Raw genomic sequence first — 21,406 nt, 5'->3', positions numbered from 1 at the left:
GAGGAACGTTAATCCATTGTCAAGGGAGAGGATTGAAATGATGGACAACGGGAAGATCGCAAGGCTTGCATTCGTACGGGACGTGGGGCGGAAGGCCATTGTAGCCGGGGCGCTGATCGCGCTGGCTCTGCTGGCGCTGCTCGGGTTTGCCAAGGAGAGCGGCGCCTCGCCGCTTGCCGTGGAGGAATGGAATCTGGTCGAGATTACATTGACGGCCGAAGACGCTTATCTCAATCCCTACAAGGACGTGGACGTCGAGGCGACCTTCACCGCGCCGGATATGACGACAATGACGATGCCCGGCTTCTGGGACGGCGATTCGACTTGGAAAATTCGCTTCGCTCCGAATCAGGTCGGGGAGTGGACTTATGAGACGTCCTCTACGAATCCGGGCGATACGGGACTGGACGGGCAGACGGGGACGATTGACGTGACCGCCTATACCGGGACGCTGGACAGCTACGAGCACGGCTGGGCGCTGCAGCCGAGCGGCAACGATCGTTATATCACGTATACGGACGGAACGCCTTTCTACTGGCTTGGCTATACCCGCTGGGGGATATTTAAGGGCGAACGCTACGACGATTCGAACGATTCGCGCTTCGACTCGCAGTTCAAGGGCATCACGGACCGCAACGTTGCTAGCGGATACAATGTAGTGCAGACGTCGCCGTTCGCGCAAATACCGGCGGGCTGGTGCTTCGCGGGAGAAGCTTGTCCGTGGCTCGACGACACCTTCACGACGATGAACCTCGACTACTGGCGCGACGGCGATCGCAAGATGGAGTATCTGGCGCAAAGCGGCCTTATCGTTTCCTTTAACAACCCCGGCTTCAGCACCGGTTTCTACGATGCCGCCGAACTGGACAATTACAAACGGATAACGAGATATATTCTGGCCCGTTACGGCGCCTATCCGGTCAACTGGCTGTCCGGTACGGAGGTGCTGTGGACCGGAGAGTATACCGGCAACGTCGCCGCCAAGACGATTTTCGAGCAGGTCGTCGAATATTTGCACCAGCTCGATCCGTACGACCGGCTGAACAGCAATATGGATTTTTGGACCGGCAGCCCTTACGGCACGACCTACGGCTTTTTCTCTGGGGACTGGTTCAATTACGTCAATAACGAAATCGGCCACGGGGCGCCCGTCAATGCTGACCCATGGGCAAATCTGTACGCCAGATCGCCGGGGCCGATCGTGGAGACGGAAGCGAACTTCGAAAAAATCGGGGACAATCCGGATTGGTATACGCGCCATGCGGCATGGCAGTCCCAGATGGGCGGCAGCGCGGGCTTCGCGACCAGCGCGCAGGGGATCTGGTACCCCTGCTGGACGAACACCGACACTCATCCGAATTGCATCTATTCGGGCACGGAATACGCTTGGAACGAAGCGATCGATTTTGTCGTGACTGATAAGCAGTTGGCTTATATGAAGCAGTTTATGACGGCGCTGGATTGGCATACATTGGAGCCCGATTCGAACGCGATCGTCTGGCCCGGAGCGCCGACAGGTACGGACGCTTACAAGCCGGGGCACAAGTCGAACGCCGACCGCTCGGTCGTCGTCGCGTATCTACCGAGAAGGACGACGGCTTATACGGGCGCGGTTCATCAGCTTATCCCAGGTGAGACGTACAGTCGGCAATGGTTCGATCCGCAGAGCGGCGTTTACGCGAATTTGTCCGATATGCAGGCGGACATCGCGGGAACGGTTCCGGTGCCGGAGCCGCCGACGTCGGACGACTGGGTTCTGCTGGTGCGGAAAGTCGCAAGCGAGGCCGCTCCGGCAGGGGCGCCGGGCACGCCCGCGCTGTCGGACGACAACGGTCGCGATACGGGAATTAGAGGCGGGAATTACACCGTAATGGCGAATATGTGGTGGGGCAACAACGGAACGGTCTATAAGCTGTACGAGAACGACGTGCTGATCGATACGCGAATATTGGCCGACCGCTCGCCTCAGGCGCAGTCGATCGCGACGAAGATCCAAGGCAGAACGGACGGTTCTTATCGTTACTACGCCGAGCTGACGAACGCTTCGGGAACGGCGCGAAGCCCGGTTCATACCGTCGTCGTGACGCAAGCGAAGCCCGGCGAACCGATGTTGTCGCATAACAATCGGGACGGAGACGGCAGCTTCGAATTGAGCATGAATCTGTGGTGGGGGACGAACGGCGAGACGTACCGATTGTACGAGAACGGGGTTCTCGTCGATACACAGACGCTAACGGCCTGTACGCCGGGGGCGCAATCGGCCGTGACGGCGATTGCCGGGAGACCGCCAGGCGTATACGAATACCGATGCGAGCTGGGCAACGGGGCGGGAACGACGGCAAGCCGGACGATCGTCGTCTCTGTCACGCGCTGATCCCGACAGCATGGACGGCAAGGGCAATCCCCTCGGCGGCGGCTGCATACCGGCCGTGCTTGAACATCTGCACCGCGCGTACCGTCGGCCCGTCGACATCGGCGAACTGGCCGGGCTTGTCCATCATTCGCCCAATTATCTTCGTTCGCTGTTCAAGCAGCATACCGGGCGAACCGTTCTGGAATACGTGCACGGGTTGCGGATCGAGGAGGCCAAGCGGCTATTGCGGGAAGGAAAGCATACGGTAACGGAGATCGGACGGATCGTCGGATTTCGCGACCTTCATTATTTCAGCAAAAAATTCAAAAGAATCGTCGGCCATTCGCCGAAGCGATTCAGTGAAGCCGGCCTTCGTACTATAGGTTGAACCAAAGAAAGGGAAGCCCATTGCATTCCGAAAGGGATGGCTTTGCCGACTTCAAACAGGTTGTTTTGAGTTGCTTTGAACGATAAGACCTGTAGAGGTCAGCAACTCAAAGCCAAAACTCGCGACAAAGCCATTCCCTTTCTCTATTCCATTGGGTCATCTCTTCGATGTTTCCTTGGTTCGCTTATATAGATAACAAACAACTTGCAGCCGGGTAGGCGTCTTAGGAGAGAGAAACGATATGAATAAGTATAATGGCACATACGAGAACGGCCGCCACGAACGGATCGTCTATCCGCTTGGCGGCATCGGAGCGGGCATGCTCGGGCTGGAAGGGACGGGGGCTTTGTCGCATGTTTCCTTGCGCGGCAAGCCGGATTTGCACAATCAGCCGCTCCTGTTCTCGACCGTGACGGTGCTTGGAGACAAACCGGAAGCCAGAGTGCTGGAAGGCCCGGTGCCGAGCTGGAAAATATTCGACGCCAGAAGCGGCCCGCACGGCGGAGCGGCCGGCGGACAGAACGGACGGCCATACGGCCTCCCCCGGATGCAGGAATGCTCCTTCGTCTCGCGGTTTCCTTTCGGGCATGTCCGAATGGACGACGACAGCCTGCCGATCCGCGTAGAGCTGACGGGATGGGGTCCGTTCATCCCGTCCGATACCGCGAATTCGAGCCTTCCGGTCGCGGGCCTCGAATATACGTTTAGGAACGAATCCGGGACAACCGTCGACATGGCGTACGGGTTCCACGCGTACAATTTCATGTCTTTGGGAGAAGGAGGCGCCGAGGTGCGGCGTACGGAGGGCGGCTTCGCGCTGTCGCAGGCTCCGGCGGAAGGGAAGATGTGGTTCGAGGGCGCGTTTAGCGCCGCGGTCGATCGGCCCGACCCGGTCGTTCATACGAAATGGTTTCGCGGCCCGATCTGGTTCGATGCGTTGACGATGCTGTGGAAGAGCATCGAAGCGGGCGGAAGCTTGGCCTACGGCGAGCAAGAGGACGGCGGCGAAAGATCGGGACCGGGCGGAAGTCTGTACGTCCGGCTGCGTTTACAGCCCGGCGAGGAGCAGCGGATTCGACTGCGGCTGTGCTGGTACGTTCCTTGGACGGATCAAAGGCACGGCCAAGCCCGCCCGGACGTCGAAGGGTTCGAGGACATGACGCATCAGCCTTGGTATGCCGGCAAGTTTGCCGGGATTGGCGAAGTGGAGGCGTACTGGCGGGATCGCTACGACGAGCTTCGCGGCCGCACGGAGCTGTTCTCCGACAGCCTGTATAGTTCCGACGTTCCGGACGAAATATTGGAGGCCGTCGCCGGTAACCTGACGATTCTGAAGTCGCCGACGGTTATGCGCCAGCCGGACGGCAGATTGTGGGCGTGGGAGGGCAGCTTCGATACGGAGGGGAGCTGTTACGGCACCTGTACGCACGTATGGAACTATGCGCAGGGGTTGCCTCATCTGTTCTCCGAGCTGGAACGCGGCATGCGGGAGAGCGAGCTGAACGAAGGGCAGGACGAGACGGGACACCAGGCGTTCCGGCTGTCGCTGCCGATCGTGCCGACCGTTCATAATTATTATGCGGCGGCGGACGGACAGCTTGGCGGAGTCATGAAGGTATACCGAGAATGGAGAATTTCCGGCGATCTGGAATGGCTGCGTTCCGTGTGGGCGCAAGTGAAATTGAGCCTTCATTACTGCATGGAAGCTTGGGACCCGGATCGTCTCGGCGTACTCGTGGAGCCGCATCACAATACGTACGATATCGAGTTTTGGGGACCGGACCCGATGTGCTCCTCGATCTACATCGGCGCCCTGAAGGCTGCTTCGCTTATGTGCGAGGCGCTCGGAGAGGACGGCTCCGTCTACAAGGAGCTGTACGAGAAGGGCAGGGCGTATATGGAGGTTGAGCTGTTCAACGGCGAATACTTCGAGCAGCGGACGACGTGGGAAGGCTTGCGGGCGGAGCTGCCGTCGCTCGGCCACGATGCGGGCAACGTCCAGTATTCCGAGGACGCCTACGAGATTTTCAAGCGCGAGGGACCGAAATATCAGTACGGTACGGGCTGTCTCGCCGACGGACTGCTGGGGGCATGGCTCGCCGCCGTATGCGGACTAGGGGACATTCTCGATCCGGAGAAGGTGAAGAGCCATCTGCTTAGCGTATACAAGTACAATTTCCGCGAGGATTTATCGCGGCAGGTCAATCCGCAGCGCCCCGGATTTGCGCTCGGCCGCGAAAGCGGTCTGCTGCTGTGTACGTGGCCGCGCGGCGGGGAGCCGACACTGCCGCTGCAATACAGCCACGAGGTGTGGAGCGGCATCGAATATCAGGTCGCCTCACATCTGTTGGTGACCGGCGCGCGCGACGAAGCGCTGGCCATCGTGCGGGCCTGCCGCGACCGGTTCGACGGACGAGTCCGCAATCCGTTCGCGGAGTACGAGTGCGGGCTCTGGTATGGCCGGGCGATGTCCTCGTACGCCTTGCTCGGGGCCTACTACGGTCTCCGTTACGACGCGGTCGAGCGGAAGCTGTACATGAACCGCGATACGCCGGAAGATTTCCGCTGCTTTATCGCCACCGCAACCGGCTTCGGCACAGCGGGCAGAAAGAACGGCGTCCCATTCGTCGAGGCGGCGGAAGGTACGATCGAGGCTGCGTTCGCGTAGGCGGAAGCAAGCGAAAAATAAGCAATTTCGGATGGCCGTTTTGCTATAATGAACGGGCAGTCGCAAGCAAGCGGCCATTCCAACGGGACAGAAGGAGACGACAACTTGGAAAGCGTTCTCACATGGAGAAAGTCAATTTTTACCCGTCTCATGCTTACTTTCGCGCTGATCGTCTCGCCGCTCTTCCTTGCCGCTTTTTTCATCTATAACTGGGGAATCGGCAGCGTCAAGGAAGAGCTGGAGCGTTCGATGAGATCGCAGGTCGGATTTTTCGTCAGCAATTACAATACCGAGGTCCAGCGGATCAATGCGCTGCTGTACAACACGCTGTACGACAGCAATCTAACCGATCTCGCCAACCGGGTGTCCGAGCTGTCGGACTACGACCTGTACCGCTCGGTCAACAGCTTGCAGCAGAGGCTGCTCGTGCTGGAGAACAGCAATCTGTACGTCAAGAACGCAACGGCCTACATCCCCTCCGCGGACATGTTCGTCACGTCCAACGGGGGGCTTGAGAAGGTCGACGAGGAGGCGCTGGCGTTTTTCAATTCCGCATCGACCGACTCGAAGGCGCAGCTTCTGCAATTTCGCGGAGATTTTTATTTGCGCGCGCTGCTGCCGCTCGACGTGCGTTACCGCATGGAGAAAAAAGTCCATCTGCTGACCGCGACGCTGTCTATCGAACGGATCCGCACTTCGCTCGGGCAGATGGACGTACGTCCAGGCGGGGGAACGTCCCTGCTGCTGCCGGACCAAAGCCTGGTATCGCAGCCGGGGGCCGACGAGGCGCTGGCCGCCGCGTTCGGCTCGGCACTCAAGTCTCGCCCGGACCTGTCCGGAAGCGGGACTTTGACGTTCCGTCACGAGGGGCGCAATTATTTCGCGGTCTACGAATCGTCCTCTTATCTCGGCGCAACGCTTGCGGTATACGTTCGCGAGGAGGCGCTCACGGAGAAAGCGGACCGAATCCAGAGGCTGTTCCTGCTCTTTTCCTTGGCGGCCGGCCTGATCGTGCTTGTCTCCATGCTGTCGGCGTTCAAGTTCGTCCAGCAGCCGATGCTCAGGCTGATTCGAGCGCTCAGGCAGATGGAGAAAGGGAATCTCAACGTAGAGATCACGCATCGGCGCGAAGACGAGTACGGCTTCGTGTTTACGCGCTTCAACGGCATGGTGCGCAATTTGAACCAGTTGATCGATCAGGCGTACAAGCAGCAAATATTAACCCAGCAGGCCGAGCTTAAGCAGCTTCAATCGCAGATCAATCCGCATTTTCTCTATAATACGTATTTCGTGCTGTACAACCTCGCGATGAGCGAGGATTACGACAACGTGAAGCAGTTTACCCGCCAGCTCGGCGCTTACTTCCAGTTCATTACCCGCAATGCGGCGGACGACGTGCCTCTTAGCGCCGAAGCGGATCATGCCCGAACCTATTGCGAGATTCAGAGTCTGCGTTTCTGGAATCGATTGACGGTCGATTTCAAGGAGCTGCCGGCGATCTGCGCCGATCTGCTCGTTCCTCGCCTCATTTTGCAGCCGATACTCGAAAACGCCTTCGAGCACGGTCTGGCCGACAAGAAGGCGGATGGACGATTATCGGTGGAGTTCCAGCTATCGGAGATCGGTCTGGAAATCGTCGTCGAGGATAACGGGCCGCCTCTTGCCGATTCCGACGTCGTGCGTTTGAACGAACGGTTGACTTCGGAAGCGCCTGCCTCAGAGACGACCGCGATTCTGAACATTCATCGCCGACTGCGGCTCAAGTTCGGAGAAGCGAGCGGGTTGATTTTCCGGCACGGGAGGGAAGGCGGGCTGCAGGTTCGCATCGTCATCTGCTCGATCGAGCAAGGGAAGGGGGAAGCCGACAATGAAACGGATGCTGATCGTGGACGATGAGCCTTTTATCGTCAGGGGGTTGTACGAGTTCATGATGCTGGAATCGGGGCTGGAGCTGGACGTATACAAGGCTTATTCCGCCGACGAGGCGATCGGCTGGCTGCAGCGGACGAAGATGGACATCGTCGTTACCGACATTCGCATGCCGGGCATGTCCGGACTGAAGCTGCTATCGTGGATCAAGGCGCGGTGGCCGTACTGCAAGGTGATTTTGCTGACGGGACACGATGCATTCGACTACGTATACGAGGCGATTCGCTATGACGGCGTGCGGTATTTGCTGAAAACGGAAGGCTACGAGGCGATCCTGGAGATGGTGCAAGGCGCGATTGCAGAGATCGATGAAACCCACCGGATGGAGGATTTGATCGCGACGGCGGATCGTCAATTGAAGCTGGCCTTGCCGCTGCTGCACAGAGAGCTGGTGTACAAGCTTCTGCGCGGCGAGCGAATGACGGAAGAGCGGCGCGTTAGACGATTCGAACAGCTGGAGTTACCGATGGACCCTCGGCGCGAGCTTCGCCTGCTGCTGGGTCGCATGGAGCTTGCGGACAACGAGGGCGACGATGTCGACCGGGACGAGAACGGTTTCCGCATCAATCTTGTTCTCGAACGATATATGGGGGACAAGTACGCCCAAGCCTTTCTCGTATGGGAGGACGGCACGCTCGTATGGCTGCTGCAGCCGGCGACATACGAATCGCAGCCGCCGTCCGGTACGCTGCTCGAATCGCTGTCCGATGCTTCGGACGGAACGTCATCCGAAGCGTCGGACGAAAGCGGCGAAGCTTTCCAACTGAAGGGCAATCTGGAGCTGGCGCTAGAGACGTGCGAGGAGACGCTCGGCGTGTCCGTGCATTTTCTGCTGGACGACAGGCGAGTGCGGTGGGAGGAGGCCGCGGACCGGTTGGCGGCGCTCAGGAGGGAGATCGCCGGCCTGTCCGCGATCGAAGGCAGAGGAAGCATTGCCGGCTATGCGGACTCCGCGACCTTCATGCCGAAGACCAGAGTGCACGATGTAGCGCTGCTGCAGGTGAAGAAGCTGGATTTGCTGGGCAATTTGCTCGAATCGGGACAACGGAAGCCTTTTTTCGAGCTGCTGGAGGAAATCGTCCGCAGCGCCGAGCATGCGATCGCAGCCGACCAGCAACACGCCGCTCTGGGCGTCTATTATCCGCTCTCACTGGCGCTGCTCGCGCACGTTCACGATTGGCAGATGGAGGATAAGCTGAACTCCCTTCGAGAGTCGGACGCGAAAATCGTTCATAACCCCTCCCTTGCGCCGGACCGGGCGGGAGAGGTTTTGCGTCAGTTGGCCGAGCTCCTGTTCGATTGGCGGCAGAGCGAGAAGGACAGCCGGGTCGATTCCGTCATTCTATTCCTTCAGCAATACGTACAGGAGCATTTAGGAGAAGATCTGTCGCTTGTCGTCCTTGCGGAACTAAGCCGCCTTAATCCGTCCTACCTCTCCCGGTTGTTCAAGAAGGCGACGGGCATTAACCTGAACGCCTATATTCAGGAGGCGCGTCTGGGCAAGGCGATGGAGCTGCTTCGCCAACCCGATTACAAGGTTTACGAGATCGCGAAGCTGTCCGGGTACGATTACGCGCCGTATTTCACGAAGATTTTCCGCAAAGCGCTCGGAATGAGCCCGCAGCAGTATCGCGATCTTCATGCCGCCTCTTCAGGCCCAGATGACCACCGATGACGGCCGCGTCGGCTACACCAGCTTATGCCGATACCACTTGTCGCCTCTGAACCTTAAGCCGAAGATGAGGCCGCGCACGCCCCATTCGGCGACCATGGCGAGCCAGATGCCCATGACGCCCATGCCAAGCGAAATGCCCAGAACGTAGCCCAGGCCGATCCGGAGCAGCCACATCGTCAGCAGCGAGGCGATCGACGTGAATTTCGAATCTCCGGCGGCGCGCAGCGCGGAGGGCAGCACGAAGCTCAGCGCCCACATGATCGGCTGCGCGATGGAGATCAGCAGCACCAGCAGGAAAATATCGGAGACGATCTCGGGCGGAGCCGAGTACAGATGCATCAGCACCGGGAACAATGGCAGAATAATGCCCGTAAGCAGCAAGAAAAGAACGACGGAGAAGCCGAGGAACGACTTGATGAATTTGCGCGCATCTTCAATGTCCCTGCTGCCGATGCATTGTCCGACGACGGTGACGACTGCGATACCGAGCGTGCTGCCGCCGATCTGCAGCAGCCCGGAAATTGAGCCCGCAATGGCGTTGGCAGTTAGCGCCAGCGTGCCGAGCTGAACGATAAACGTCTGCGTCAGCAGCTTGCCGCCGTTGAAGAACATTTGCTCGGCGGCGAACGGGAGTCCGATGAACATGATTTTTTTCAAAATGCCCGCGTCCAGCTTAAACAGGCGTTTCATTGTAAATTGCAAAGTATGGTTGAATTTGAGCAGGTAGACGAACGAAGTGGCCGCGCCGATCGCCCTCGCCGCGATCAGAGAGATCGAGAGGCCGACGACGCCCATGTCGAAGCCTTTAATAAGCACGAAGTTCAGCAGAAAATAAGCGAGGTTCATGATCACCGAGATGATCAGGCTCGCTTTTGTGTCCCCCACGCCTCTTAATACGCCTCCGACAGCCTGCTGCACGGCCAGAAACGGAAACGAAATACAGCTTCCGACGAGAAAAATCGTCGCTTTGTGAAAGACGTCCTCCTCTACCCCGCCGAACAGCATTCCCAACGTTTGTTTATGAAATAAGATGACTGCGATGCTGATCAGCAGAGCCACGGACGTCACCGCTGAGATCGCCTGCGCGGCCGCGCGGCAGAGCTGGGCGTGATTCCCGCTGCCCTTGTACTGAGCGACGATGACCGTTCCGCCGGTCGCGATGGCGATGAAGATGCTGATCATAAACATGTTGAGAGTGTCCACGGTGCTGACGGCGCTGATCGCGGAGACGCCGGAGGAACTGATCATCGCCGTGTTCAAAATGCTCATCAGAACGATAAAGGAAGTGTCGACGAAAATCGGCAGCGTAATGCCGAACACTTGCTTGTAATCCATCGACCTTCCCGTAAAATGTTTATTCAGCAAGAGGTCCGCTCGTCCTCTTAAGGCCATTGCCGTTCGCTTCATTGCTCGATCACTGCTTTTCTTGTTATGACTTGTTATGAATATCTGTATTCTACTCCAATGTGCGGATTCTGTAAAAAAAAAGAGCCCCAACGACTCTGTCGAAATGTTGCGCACCTATTGCCGAGCCATACTACAGGCCCTTCATTTGCCTTATACTAGGGAGGAAAGCGAGGTGATAGGATGGAACGACAATTATTCGATCGCGTGTACGAAGCCGTCGTGAATCGGGAGACGACCTACGAAGGGATTTACTATACCGCCGTCAAAACGACGAAAATCGTATGCCGTCCGACCTGCCGGGCCAAAACGCCGTTAGCCGGCAACGTGACGTTTTACGCCACTCTCGAAGAGGCCGTTCGGGCCGGATACCGCCCCTGCAAACGTTGCAAGCCCGAGGAGAACGGACCGCTTCGGCCGGATGCGGTGTTGGCCGAGCAGACGGATGCGATTATCGAGAAGCGCTACCGCGAGAAGCTGACTTTGCAGCTGCTTGCCGATTCGCTTGCGATCAGCCCCTATCATCTACAGCGGGTGTACAAGCAGGTGAGAGGCTACTCTCCCCAGGAGAAAACGGAGCGAGTACGGCTGGCGCGAGCGCAGAAGCTGCTGCTGGAGTCCGGCGACTCCATAGCGGATATCGGCGGAGCGGTCGGATATGCCAGCCCCCCGCATTTTACGGCGTGGTTTTGCAAGAGAACGGGCGTTTCGCCAACGGAATACCGTAACGGACACAGAGGAGGAGCAACCTATGACCGAAAATAAAAGATACAGACAGACGATTGTCGGCTTTGGCCAACCATGGACGCTGGTGGCGACGGAGCAGGGACTCAGCGAGTTGATCTATCCGCCGGAAATCGCCGCGCAGGCCGGCTTTACGGAGGAGTACGCGCAGCTTCCCGAAGCGCGCGGCCTGTTCGAGCAATTCGGAATCATCGAGCGACTGGAGCGCTATTTTGCGGGGGAGTCCGTCAGCTTCGCTGGCATTCCGCTCGATGTGCGGGGAACGGCTTTCCAGACGAGCGTGTGGACCGGGTTAAGCCGGATTCCTTACGGCAGGACGTTGACCTACAAGCAGTTCGCGGACGAGTTGGGCAAAGCTTCGGCAGTGCGGGCGGTCGGCACGGCGATCGGACGCAATCCGCTGCCGATCGTGCTTCCCTGCCACCGGGTCGTCGGCTCTAACGGCACGTTGACGGGCTTCAGAGGAGGCCTGCAGATGAAGCGCGATATTTTGGCTTTGGAAGGCGTCACCGATATGGCGGCGGTCGGGCATGACCGTTTCCGCTTCTGAATGCCGGGGTCTCGATGAATATACGCGAACAAATACAGCTCTGGAACCAAGTGATGGTCCGAGTTATCGACGTCCGGTTAAAACGGATCGGACGCGGAGAAGAGCTATACCGCTACACGTTGCCGTCCAGCGCTTTTCTGTTAGCGGCGCAGGGCCGGGGGGAGCTGTGGGCGGACGACGACGTATGGTTAACCGAGCGCTTCCGTCTGCTGCACGTCGGCAAAGGACGGCGAATAACGGTGAAAACCGACGGAGCTCTCGACGTCTATCTGATCTTGTATAAAACCGCCTTGCCGGCTTCCGCGCTGCGGGAATTTCATATGATGCTGCAAACGTCCGATCCATTCAAACAAATGTGGAGCGTCGTACCGCAGGAGCCTTTGGAGCTGCTGGAGCTCGTTCATTCGATGCTCGACGGATGGACGGAAGAGAACGACGGGCTGTCGCGATTGCAGGTTAGGGGCGATTTTATCCGTTTCGTCCATGCGATTATGCGCCAGCGAGTGCTCGGCTCCGATGCGCCTTCGTTGGCCGAGCAGGTAATCCGTCATCTAGCCCGCCATTACCGGCAGTCGATTTCGCTGGAGCAGTTGGCGCGGCAGTTGAACTACAGCCCGCAGTATATTTCGCGAAAATTCAAGGAGCAGACGGGGCGCAGTCCGATGGACTACGTAATCGGATTGCGGATGGACCGGGCGAAGGAGCTGCTGCATGCGACCGGATCGACGTTGCAGGAGGTCGCCGCCCATGTCGGCTATGCCGATCTGATGTATTTTAACCGCATGTTCAAAAAAACGGCCGGCCTCACGCCCGGGCAGTATCGTAAAGAATACTCGCGCTCGATTGTTTCGAATAGTGCAATGAATTGGACAAATTCATCCGTTGTTATGCCGCTTTTCTCCGGGTATGATGTGAATGGTAATGATATTCATTCTCAATCATTTCAGAACGGAGCGTATAGCATGACTAATCACACAAGGAAATTTTCGGCCATTGTACTGCTTTGCTTGACGATGATTTTAACCGCCTGCGGCGCGGGGACGGACGGTTCCGGAGGAGGACAGGCGACCGGGAGCGCGGCGAACGGGACAAGTCCGGAGCCCGCGGGAAGCGCGGCCAGTCCGACAGCGTCCGCCTCGGGAAGCGCCGAGACGGAACCGGCGACGCGGATCGTGTCGACTGCATTCGGAGACGTGGAGGTGCCCCGGCATCCGCAGCGGGTGGCCTCGATCTCGTATCTCGGCACGGTGCTGGCGTTGGATGTGAAACCGATCGCTGCCGAGACGTTTCTGATGTCGAGCCCCTACATCAAAGGCATGCTGGACGGAGTGGTGGATGTGGGAGATTCGCTGGAAAAGCTGCTTTCCCTCGAGCCGGATCTCATCATCACGCACAATCCGAATCAGGATGCGATCGATCAGTATAAGCGGATCGCTCCGACGATATCCGTGCCCTATAACGCTTTTGCGTCCATACAAGAGGAAATGCGCTACTTCGGGGAGCTACTGGACAAGCAGGAAGAAGCCGAGCGCTGGATAGCGGATTTCGAAAAGCGGATCAAGGACTTGCGAGATCAGGTTCAATCCGCGCTTAAGCCGGGGGAAACGGTGTCGATCATGCAGGAGTACGACGGAACGGTATTTCTGTTCGGGCCGAAATCCGGGCGCGGCGGGCGGATCATGTACGAGATGTTCGAGACAAAGCCGCCGGCGGACATTCCCGCGCACATGCTTGCGGAATCGTATTACGAGTTTTCGTTAGAGAAGCTAACCGATTATATGGGAGACTATCTGATTTTGACGACGGCATCGCCGCTGGAGCAGCTTCAAGCCGATCCGATCTGGGGCAAGCTTCCGCCGATTCGCGACAACCGCGTTTTCCTGTGGACGGAAAACGAATCCTGGTACCGCGATCCGATCGCCGTCTACGGGCAGATCGAGAAATTGGCCAATTGGCTCGTCGAAACTGCCGGCAAGTAGTCTCATATTCGCCTATTTTCACACGATAGAAAACAGGGGGCTGCTCATAAGTGACTTATGAGCAGCCATTCTTTATCTCGATTAATGTTTCTGGGGAGATTATCTCCTTCCGCTCTAATCATGACCCACAACGTTTACAATTTATTGGATATTAAACTTTTACGACGGATCTATTTGCACACATGAGTTTACGCAGGGAAGTTAGTCGGAAATTCGTACAACGCAGCTCGAACCAGGCTTAAACGGCGGACGTTTGTAGGATAAACCGCACAAAGCAACCCGGCTCAGACTCCAACGACGAACGTTTGTGGGGAAAATCGTATAAATCAACCAAGATCAGCGATTCTATGTCGCTAAAGCGTCGTAACAAGGAGATTTCACGATTCCAAAGGCAAACGCTCCGCTCCTCCAGGAGATACATCCCCCCTCTCTTTTCATCGAGACAACGAAAAACGCAAAAAAGCAGTGCATCGTCTGGACGAAGGCATCTTTGCTGCCGCTTACCCCGGTGGCGGTCAAGATAGTTACCATCCCCAAATGCTCCCCGAAGTCATCCTCTACGCCTACACACAGCGGAATTACTCTTCGCGACAGATCGCCAGAGCCGTCCGTGAGAACGTCATGTTCATGTGGATTGCCGGCAGACAACGTCCGGATTTCCGCACCCTCAGCCGCTTCCGCTCCAAGCGTGTGAAAGACGTGTTCGTGGCTGTCTTCAGCGCTGTCCTGAAATTTCTGGTCGAAGCGAATTGTCAGCGTCAGTCCAAGGGATTTCGACGTGTGAGGATCTACTGCCGCTCTGCCGTCACTTTGCTGCACGACCCGAGGCCAAGGCTGCCCGCAGTTTTAGAAATATTTCAGATGGGAGTCTTATAGTAAAAAGGATATAGACATAAGGGAGCTCGTTGACCTTGGCCATGATATTGAAGCGTATGTCACAACGCAAAATCGCGATAGCGGCCGTTCTGTTCGCGCTGGCGCTCATGGGCGCACGAATGGCGTGGATTTCGTATTTCGATCAGACGGACCAACCGCGCGCGGCGGACGGATTGCTTGATTTACGCGGCTGGGATTGGGAGCGGGGAATGGTCGCGCTGGACGGTCAATGGGAGTTTTATTCCGGACAATGGCTGACGGGGGGAGAGAGCTCGCGGCCGGACGCGCTGAAGATTACGGTGCCGGGGGGCTGGAATGCTTATTTGCCCGGAGACGGAAGTCCGGACGGCCAGCCGTTCGGCTACGGCTCCTATCGGCTAATGATCCGGGTCGATCCGGGAACGGATACGACCTTCAGCGTTCGCGTACCGAGCGTACGCAGCTCGTCGACTTTGTATGTCAACGGCCGCAAGCTGGCCGGCTCCGGGGTGCCGTCGGACAGTCAGCATACCTATATGGCAAGAAACTTGCCCTATGTCGCTTCATTCACTGCGGATCGTTCCGGGTCGATCGAGCTGATCATGCGGGTAGCCAATTACAAAGACATTCGGCCAAGCGGCATCATTCGGTCCGTCAAGCTCGGAACGGAAGGGGCAATCGCGCGCGAGGCCCAACTGTCCGTATCGCTGCAAGGGCTGGCCGCCGTCGTGTTTCTGATTCATGCCGGATATGCGCTTATTCTCTACTTGATCGGAACCCGGGAGCGGAAGCTGCTTTTCTTTTCGCTGCTTACCTTCAGCGTAATGACGATGGACGCGTTCGGCAGCAACGAGAAGGTGCTGCATCAGTATTTGCCGGTCGATTATGATTGGGGTTTTAAGTTTGTCCATCTGTCCATGGCCGGCGTCGCCTATTCGCTGCTGCAGTGCGTGTCGCAGCAGCTGCCCGCATTCTGGCGCAGAATCTCCCCGTGGTTTTCCTTGCTGTGCGGCGGGGCTGCTTTGTTCGCGCTGTTCTTGCCCGCAACATATATTTTGACGATACAGCCCTTGTACGGAGCGGTAGTCGCTGTATCCGTTGTCGTTACGATCATTTCCATGGTTCGAACTTCCGTGAAAGATGTCGCGGGCAATGTCCCCCTGCTGTTCGCTCTGATCGCGTTTGCGAACAACTCCCTCTGGTGGAGCATTGACATCCTCACAGGCATCAAAGTTATGTACTACCCTTTCGATTTGATCCTCTCCACCGCTTTTTACGCATCCGTCTGGTTCAAAAGCTATTTTCAAGCCCATGCGGAGATGAAAGGCCTTGCCGCCAAGCTGCAGGATGCGGACAAGAAGAAGGATCAGTTTCTCGCCAATACCTCCCATGAGCTGCGCAATCCGCTGCATGGCATATTGAATATTTCTCAAGGGGTGTTGGAGAGAGAGCGGTACCTGCTGCAGGAAAGAAGCGTCAAGGAACTGGAAGTCGTTCTGTCCGTCGGGCGCAGAATGTCCCTCATTCTGAATGACTTGTTGTATGCGATGAGCCTTCAGGAGAACGCCCCTCGGCTTCAGTACAGCAGCTTTTCCATTCACTCCGTCGCAACCGGCGTGCTGGATATGCTGCAATCGATGCGAGAGGGCACATCGGTCAAGCTGGTGAACGACATTCCGGACGATTTTCCTCGAGTATACGCCGACGAGAACCGAGTCGTTCAGATCGTCTTTAACTTGCTTCACAATGCCGTCAAGTTCACGTACGAAGGCGAAGTGGCCATTCGCGCGCGGGTCGACAGAGGAAAAGTGCTCGTATCGGTTTCGGATACGGGGATCGGAATGGACGAAGAGGCGATGAATCGAATTTTCGAGCCTTATGAACAGATCGGCGAAGACCGGTCGAGGATTGAAGGAGGATTCGGACTCGGGCTGAGCATTTGCAAGCAGTTGATAAGTCTGCACGGAGAATCGCTGCAGGTCGACTCAATTCCGGGTCAGGGCTCGGAGTTCACTTTCTCGCTGAGATTGGCCGATTCGCGCAGCGTCGAGGAGGAACGGAAGTCCGCCGCCTCGGCGGCGATCGCTCGGGCGGAAGCAGCCGCTTCTTTGTCTGCGGATTTCGGGGACGTTGCGGCTAAGATGGAGGAGGATCGGCTGTCTTCCGCGGATCGGCCCAGAATTTTGCTGATTGACGACGATCCGGTTAACCTGAAAGTGCTCGAATCGATTCTTACGTTCGAGAGCTACGATATGACGTCGGTTACGAGCGCCAACCGGGCGCTGGACATTTTAGACGAGAAAGAATGGGATCTGATCGTGTCGGACGTCATGCTGCCCCGAATGTCCGGCTATGAGCTGACGCGCGCGATTCGCGCCCGCTATTCGATCTCCGAGCTGCCGATATTGCTGCTTACCGCCAGAAGTCAGCCCGAGGATATTTCTTTCGGTTTCCAGGCGGGGGCCAACGAATACGTGACGAAGCCTGTGGAAGCTTTGGAGCTGAGATCGCGGGTCAAGGCGCTGACCGATGTGAAGAAGTCTTTCCGCGAACGTCTGCGAATGGAGTCCGCATGGCTTCATGCGCAAATACAGCCCCATTTTCTATTCAACACGCTGACGGCAATCCGTGCGCTGAGCGAGATCGATTTGGATCGCATGCGCAAAATGCTCGAAGCTTTCGGCAACCATTTGCGGGACAAGTTCAAGCTTCATAATATCGACGGACCCGTTCCGATCGAAGAGGAGCTGAGCCTCGTCCGGTCCTATCTTCAGATCGAGCAAGAGCGGTACGAGCAACGTCTGACCGTGTCGTGGCAGCTAGACGAATGCAAGGACTTGCGCATTCCGCTGCTGACGATTCAACCGCTGGTCGAAAATGCGATCCGTCACGGCGTTATGAAACGGTCAGAAGGGGGCGTGATTGAGATCCGGGTGTCTGATTTCGCGAGCTATGCCGAAATTGAGGTCAAGGACGACGGAGTCGGCATGGACGAAAATCCGCTCATGCGCAAGGGGGAGGCAGGCGCGGATTTGGAGGCGGGAATCGGCTTGATCAATACGGATCGGCGGCTTAAGCGTATGTACGGCAAAGGGCTTCGGATCAGAAGCTTGCCGGGCCGGGGAACCTCCATCTCGTTTATCGTCGACAAGAACGTTTCCGCCAATTTGCCGGTCAGCCCGCGTGAGTAACGCCATGAAGCGTTTCTTCTTAACAGAGACGGGGTTTTCTCGGAATAACGGCATTTTCGTCCATTGTCCCTTCCTTGTTCGCCTTTAAGAAAACGTCTACAATGGGCGATGAAGGAATTCCCGGGGAAGTGATGCCGTTTGAAGTCGCAACGCGTGCTCGTTGAATATATACAAGGAAAATGGCCGTATTATCTGCTTGCGATTGCATTTATGACCGCCGGCAATATTATTCAGTCGTTCTATCCGCGCATTATCGGCAACTTTGCCGACCAGTTGAAGCAGAACGGGCTGTCCGAATCGCATATTATCGATTACGGCTTGCTGCTGCTTGGGGTAGCCCTTGCCTTCGGCGTTCTCGCCGGACTCGGACAATACATCGTGATGAGACTCGGACGGATGTTCGAGTTTTTTACGCGCGGGCGGCTTTTCGATCATTTTATGACGCTGGGCGAGCATTTCTACTCCCGGAACGGCGTAGGCAAGCTGCTTAGCTACGTGATGAACGATGTGACGGCGGTTCGCGAGGCGCTTGCCAGAGGCATCAACCAGTCGACGAACTCCAGCATTTTGATCGTCTCGACGGTATCGATGATGCTGCTTAGCGACATTCCGCTATATTTGATTGCGGTCAGCGTGCTGCCGCTGCTTGCCATTCCCTGGATTGTCGTCGTCTTCGGTCCGGTTATTCGCTCCCGTTCTCTGTCCGTGCAGGAGGCACTGGGGAAAATGACGGAGTCCGCGGAGGAGCAGTTCGGCGGCATACGGGTGACCAAAAAGTTCGCGGTCGAACGCATTATGAGCGAACGCTTCGGCGCCGAAGCCGACCGGGTTCACGACAAGCAGCTTAAGCTAGTCCGCGTGTCCTCGCTGTTTCAGGCGCTTATTCCGTTTCTCGGCACTCTGTCGCTCATAGTCGCTATCGTTTTCGGAGGCTATCTGACGATCCATGGCCGCCTCTCGTTAGGCAACTTCGTCGCGCTTACCCTTTACATTCGTATGATGGTCAACCCTCTGCAGCAGATCGGCGGAGTGATTAATACGATGCAGCGTTCGCGGGCTTCGCTAGACAGAATCAATGAGCTGCTATCCAAGGAAGGGGAAATTCAGGAGGCGGAGCAGGCTCAGGCGCGCGATCTTAGCCAGGCCGGTATCCGCATCCGCCATCTGACTTTTTCTTACCCCGATTCCGAGCCTGAGGCGCTGCACGATCTGAGCTTGGATATCAAGCCCGGCACGACCGTCGGCATTGTAGGGAAGACCGGTAGCGGCAAGACGACGCTGGTAAAGCTGCTGCTGCGGATGTACGATCCGCCGAAGGGCGCGATTGCGATTGGCGGTGTCGACATTCGGGATTTGACGCTGGAAAGCTTGCGCAGTCAGATCGCTTACGTCCCGCAGGAGGGCTTCCTGTTCAGCACGACGATTCGCGACAACATCGCTTTCTATCGAAGAGATTCGGCGATGAACCAGGTGGAGGAGGCCGCCAAGCAGGCGCAAATCTACGGCAATATCGTCGAGTTCCCCGATCGCTTTGAGACCAATCTGGGAGAACGGGGCATTACGCTCTCCGGCGGCCAGCGCCAGCGCACGAGCCTGGCTCGCGGCCTGATCAAGCACGCGCCGATTATGATTCTGGACGACAGCGTCAGCGCGGTCGACGCCGTAACGGAGCAGCGCATCGTCGAGACGATCTCGTCCGTGCGCCAAGGATTGACGACAATCGTGATCGCGCATCGAATCAGCGCGCTTAAGCACGCCGACGAGATCGTCGTGCTGGACGAGGGGCGGATTGTACAGCGGGGGACCCACGCTCAGCTTCTCGACCAGCCGGGGCTATACGCCTTGCTGCATGCCATTCAGGAGGAGGGAAACCGCGATGCCGAATAACGCCCGCTCTCAGGTCGGCAAGAGGACGGCCTTGCGTTCGCTGCTGGCTTACGGCAGGCCTCACCGCCGGCAATTCGCGCTTGTTTTTCTCCTGGCACTGCTCGCGGTTGCGGCCGATTTGCTTCAGCCGTATTTGGTGAAAGTCGCCATTGACGACAACATTATGGCCGGCAAGAACGATTTTCGGATGCTGCTGATCATCTGCGGGGTGTATTTGCTGCTGTCGGTGCTCGGGTTCGTGTTCAGCTACTTGATGAACAATGTGCTGCAATACGCTTCCCAGAGCATTATCGCCCGCATTCGCAAGGACCTGTTCCGTCATATTACCCGATTGTCGATATCGTATTTCGACCGTACGCCTAGCGGCAGTCTGATTACTCACGTATCCAGCGACACCGAATCTCTCAACCAATTTTTCTCCCAAGTTTTATTGAGCTTGATGCGCGACGGAATGACGCTGATCTTCATTGTCGCCGTCATGTTCCATCTCGACGCGGAGCTGACGCTGTACTGCCTGATTCTGATTCCGCTGCTTTTTCTGATTGCGATCGGCTTCCGCCGGCATATGAGAAAGACGTACCAGAACACGAGAACGGCTTTGTCCCGGCTCATTGCCTTTGCTGCGGAAAACCTGGCCGGAATGAGCCTTATTCAGGCGTTTCATCAGGAGAAGGAACAGAAGAGTCGATTTTCCGATCGCAATCGCGCTTATTTCGGAGCCAACCTTAAGGAAGTGAGCACCAACGTTTTGTTTAACCGCTCCTTCGATATTCTCGGAGGCTTGGCCGTCGCTTTCGTGACTTGGCTGGGCGGGAACGCGGTGTTTCACGGCAATATCGAGTTCGGGGTTATGTATGCGTTCATTACTTATATTCGTCTGTTCTTTCAGCCGATCAGCACGATTACGCAGCAATGGAACACCCTGCAGTCGGCGACCGTGTCGGCGAACCGCATTTGGAGCATTTTCTCTACAGAGCCGGAAGTGAGGGATGCGGCCAAGCCCGTCGATATGGAGTCGCAAGCGGTTCAAGGACGGATTGAATTCAATCGCGTGCAGTTCTACTACAAGGAAGGGCAGCCGGTTATTCACGATCTCAGCTTGCGCATCGAACCGGGCGAGATGATCGGCGTCGTCGGCGCCACAGGGGCCGGGAAGAGCACGCTGATCGGTCTGCTGTGCCGTTTCTACGACGTTCGCCAGGGCAGCATTACGCTGGACGGGACGGATGTGCGGGCCATTGCCCAGGAGCGGCTGAACAGATTGATCGGGTTGGTGCAGCAGGAGCCTTATTTGTACTCCGGCAGTATCGTCGACAACGTGAGGATGTTCGATGAATCGATCTCGCGTGAAGAGGTTGCGCGCGCCTGTCGGCTTGTCGGCGCAGACGAATTGATCGGCAAATTGAAAGACGGCTACGACACCCGTCTGTCGGAGCGGGGGAGCGGGCTGTCCGCGGGAGAGCGCCAGCTTATCTCCTTCGCAAGAATTATCGTGTTCCAGCCGAAAATTCTGATTTTGGACGAAGCGACCGCCAACCTGGATTCCCACACCGAGCAGCTCGTTCAGAACGCGCTTCGCGTCGTCTCGGAGCATCGCACGACGATCGTCATTGCTCATCGGCTGTCGACGATTATGCACGCGGACCGGATCATCGTCATGCGCGGCGGCCGCATCGTCGAGGAAGGCACGCACGCCCGGCTGCTTGAGCTTCGCGGTTACTATGAGGAATTGGTTCGCCATTCGCGCAATCGAATGGATGCAGGGTAGGAGAGGCGATACAGG

At 57.1% G+C, this 21,406-nt stretch carries 13 protein-coding genes; 12 read left to right on the top strand and 1 reads right to left on the bottom strand.

The annotated features are described in order from the left end of the window. Positions 1-37 precede the first annotated feature (37 nt). From J4772_RS23125 to J4772_RS23105, 5 genes are all read left to right on the top strand, one after another. On the top strand, positions 38-2,374 hold the full coding sequence (locus J4772_RS23125; RefSeq protein WP_209071565.1) for an apiosidase-like domain-containing protein: 2,337 nt from the start codon (positions 38-40) through the stop codon (positions 2,372-2,374). Between the two features lie 10 nt (positions 2,375-2,384). Further along, complete coding sequence (locus J4772_RS23120) at positions 2,385-2,741, top strand: helix-turn-helix transcriptional regulator (protein ID WP_209071564.1); 357 nt, start codon at positions 2,385-2,387, stop codon at positions 2,739-2,741. A gap of 241 nt (positions 2,742-2,982) precedes the next feature. Then, on the top strand, positions 2,983-5,409 hold the full coding sequence (locus J4772_RS23115) for a GH116 family glycosyl hydrolase (RefSeq protein WP_209071563.1): 2,427 nt from the start codon (positions 2,983-2,985) through the stop codon (positions 5,407-5,409). Positions 5,410-5,514: 105 nt separating this feature from the next. After that, positions 5,515-7,305: a sensor histidine kinase gene (locus J4772_RS23110; protein WP_209071562.1), complete on the top strand. Its 1,791-nt coding sequence runs from the start codon at positions 5,515-5,517 to the stop codon at positions 7,303-7,305. Further along, positions 7,277-9,013 (top strand): response regulator, encoded by a 1,737-nt coding sequence (locus tag J4772_RS23105; RefSeq protein WP_209071561.1) that lies wholly within the window; start codon positions 7,277-7,279, stop codon positions 9,011-9,013. The genes J4772_RS23110 and J4772_RS23105 overlap by 29 nt, the downstream gene beginning before the upstream one ends. A gap of 12 nt (positions 9,014-9,025) precedes the next feature. On the opposite strand, the gene J4772_RS23100 is transcribed toward J4772_RS23105, so the two are convergent. Further along, entirely contained in the window at positions 9,026-10,420 is a 1,395-nt protein-coding gene (locus J4772_RS23100; protein ID WP_116065302.1) for an MATE family efflux transporter, read from the bottom strand. 180 nt (positions 10,421-10,600) lie between these two features. Between J4772_RS23100 and J4772_RS23095 the strand changes: the two genes are divergently transcribed. The 7 genes from J4772_RS23095 (at position 10,601) to J4772_RS23065 (ending at position 21,391) form a co-directional block, all read left to right on the top strand. Beyond that, on the top strand, positions 10,601-11,182 hold the full coding sequence (locus tag J4772_RS23095; RefSeq protein WP_116065303.1) for a bifunctional transcriptional activator/DNA repair enzyme AdaA: 582 nt from the start codon (positions 10,601-10,603) through the stop codon (positions 11,180-11,182). Further along, positions 11,169-11,711 carry a methylated-DNA--[protein]-cysteine S-methyltransferase gene (locus J4772_RS23090; protein ID WP_116065304.1) on the top strand — a complete coding sequence of 181 codons (543 nt, stop codon included), beginning with the start codon at positions 11,169-11,171 and terminating at the stop codon, positions 11,709-11,711. The genes J4772_RS23095 and J4772_RS23090 overlap by 14 nt, the downstream gene beginning before the upstream one ends. A 14-nt stretch (positions 11,712-11,725) precedes the next feature. After that, positions 11,726-13,690 carry an AraC family transcriptional regulator gene (locus J4772_RS23085; RefSeq protein ID WP_209071560.1) on the top strand — a complete coding sequence of 655 codons (1,965 nt, stop codon included), beginning with the start codon at positions 11,726-11,728 and terminating at the stop codon, positions 13,688-13,690. A gap of 537 nt (positions 13,691-14,227) precedes the next feature. Next, complete coding sequence (locus J4772_RS37120; RefSeq protein WP_247741215.1) at positions 14,228-14,566, top strand: transposase; 339 nt, start codon at positions 14,228-14,230, stop codon at positions 14,564-14,566. A 41-nt stretch (positions 14,567-14,607) separates the two neighbouring features. Beyond that, positions 14,608-17,736, top strand: coding sequence for a hybrid sensor histidine kinase/response regulator (locus J4772_RS23075; protein ID WP_247741214.1), 3,129 nt, complete (start codon positions 14,608-14,610; stop codon positions 17,734-17,736). Between the two features lie 138 nt (positions 17,737-17,874). Further along, positions 17,875-19,623 (top strand): ABC transporter ATP-binding protein, encoded by a 1,749-nt coding sequence (locus tag J4772_RS23070; protein WP_209071559.1) that lies wholly within the window; start codon positions 17,875-17,877, stop codon positions 19,621-19,623. Then, positions 19,613-21,391 (top strand): ABC transporter ATP-binding protein, encoded by a 1,779-nt coding sequence (locus J4772_RS23065; protein WP_247740823.1) that lies wholly within the window; start codon positions 19,613-19,615, stop codon positions 21,389-21,391. Before J4772_RS23070 ends, J4772_RS23065 begins: the two co-directional genes overlap by 11 nt. Positions 21,392-21,406 lie beyond the last annotated feature (15 nt).

The organism is Cohnella sp. LGH (assembly GCF_017671885.1).
Classification (GTDB): Bacteria; Bacillota; Bacilli; order Paenibacillales; family Paenibacillaceae; genus Cohnella; species Cohnella phaseoli.
Note: the sequence above shows the minus strand (reverse complement) of the source record. Positions and strands in the feature narration are given on the sequence as shown.

Excerpts from the sequence above, each read along its gene's own strand:
- J4772_RS23095 (WP_116065303.1), top strand. The coding sequence starts at position 10,601 with ATGGAACGACAATTATTCGATCGCGTGTACGAAGCCGTCGTGAATCGG.
- J4772_RS23115 (WP_209071563.1), top strand. The coding sequence starts at position 2,983 with ATGAATAAGTATAATGGCACATACGAGAACGGCCGCCACGAACGGATC.
- J4772_RS23100 (WP_116065302.1), bottom strand. The coding sequence starts at position 10,420 with ATGAAGCGAACGGCAATGGCCTTAAGAGGACGAGCGGACCTCTTGCTG.
- J4772_RS23065 (WP_247740823.1), top strand. The coding sequence starts at position 19,613 with ATGCCGAATAACGCCCGCTCTCAGGTCGGCAAGAGGACGGCCTTGCGT.
- J4772_RS23090 (WP_116065304.1), top strand. The coding sequence starts at position 11,169 with ATGACCGAAAATAAAAGATACAGACAGACGATTGTCGGCTTTGGCCAA.
- J4772_RS23105 (WP_209071561.1), top strand. The coding sequence starts at position 7,277 with ATGAAACGGATGCTGATCGTGGACGATGAGCCTTTTATCGTCAGGGGG.
- J4772_RS37120 (WP_247741215.1), top strand. The coding sequence starts at position 14,228 with ATGCTCCCCGAAGTCATCCTCTACGCCTACACACAGCGGAATTACTCT.
- J4772_RS23120 (WP_209071564.1), top strand. The coding sequence starts at position 2,385 with ATGGACGGCAAGGGCAATCCCCTCGGCGGCGGCTGCATACCGGCCGTG.
- J4772_RS23075 (WP_247741214.1), top strand. The coding sequence starts at position 14,608 with ATGATATTGAAGCGTATGTCACAACGCAAAATCGCGATAGCGGCCGTT.
- J4772_RS23085 (WP_209071560.1), top strand. The coding sequence starts at position 11,726 with ATGAATATACGCGAACAAATACAGCTCTGGAACCAAGTGATGGTCCGA.
- J4772_RS23125 (WP_209071565.1), top strand. The coding sequence starts at position 38 with ATGATGGACAACGGGAAGATCGCAAGGCTTGCATTCGTACGGGACGTG.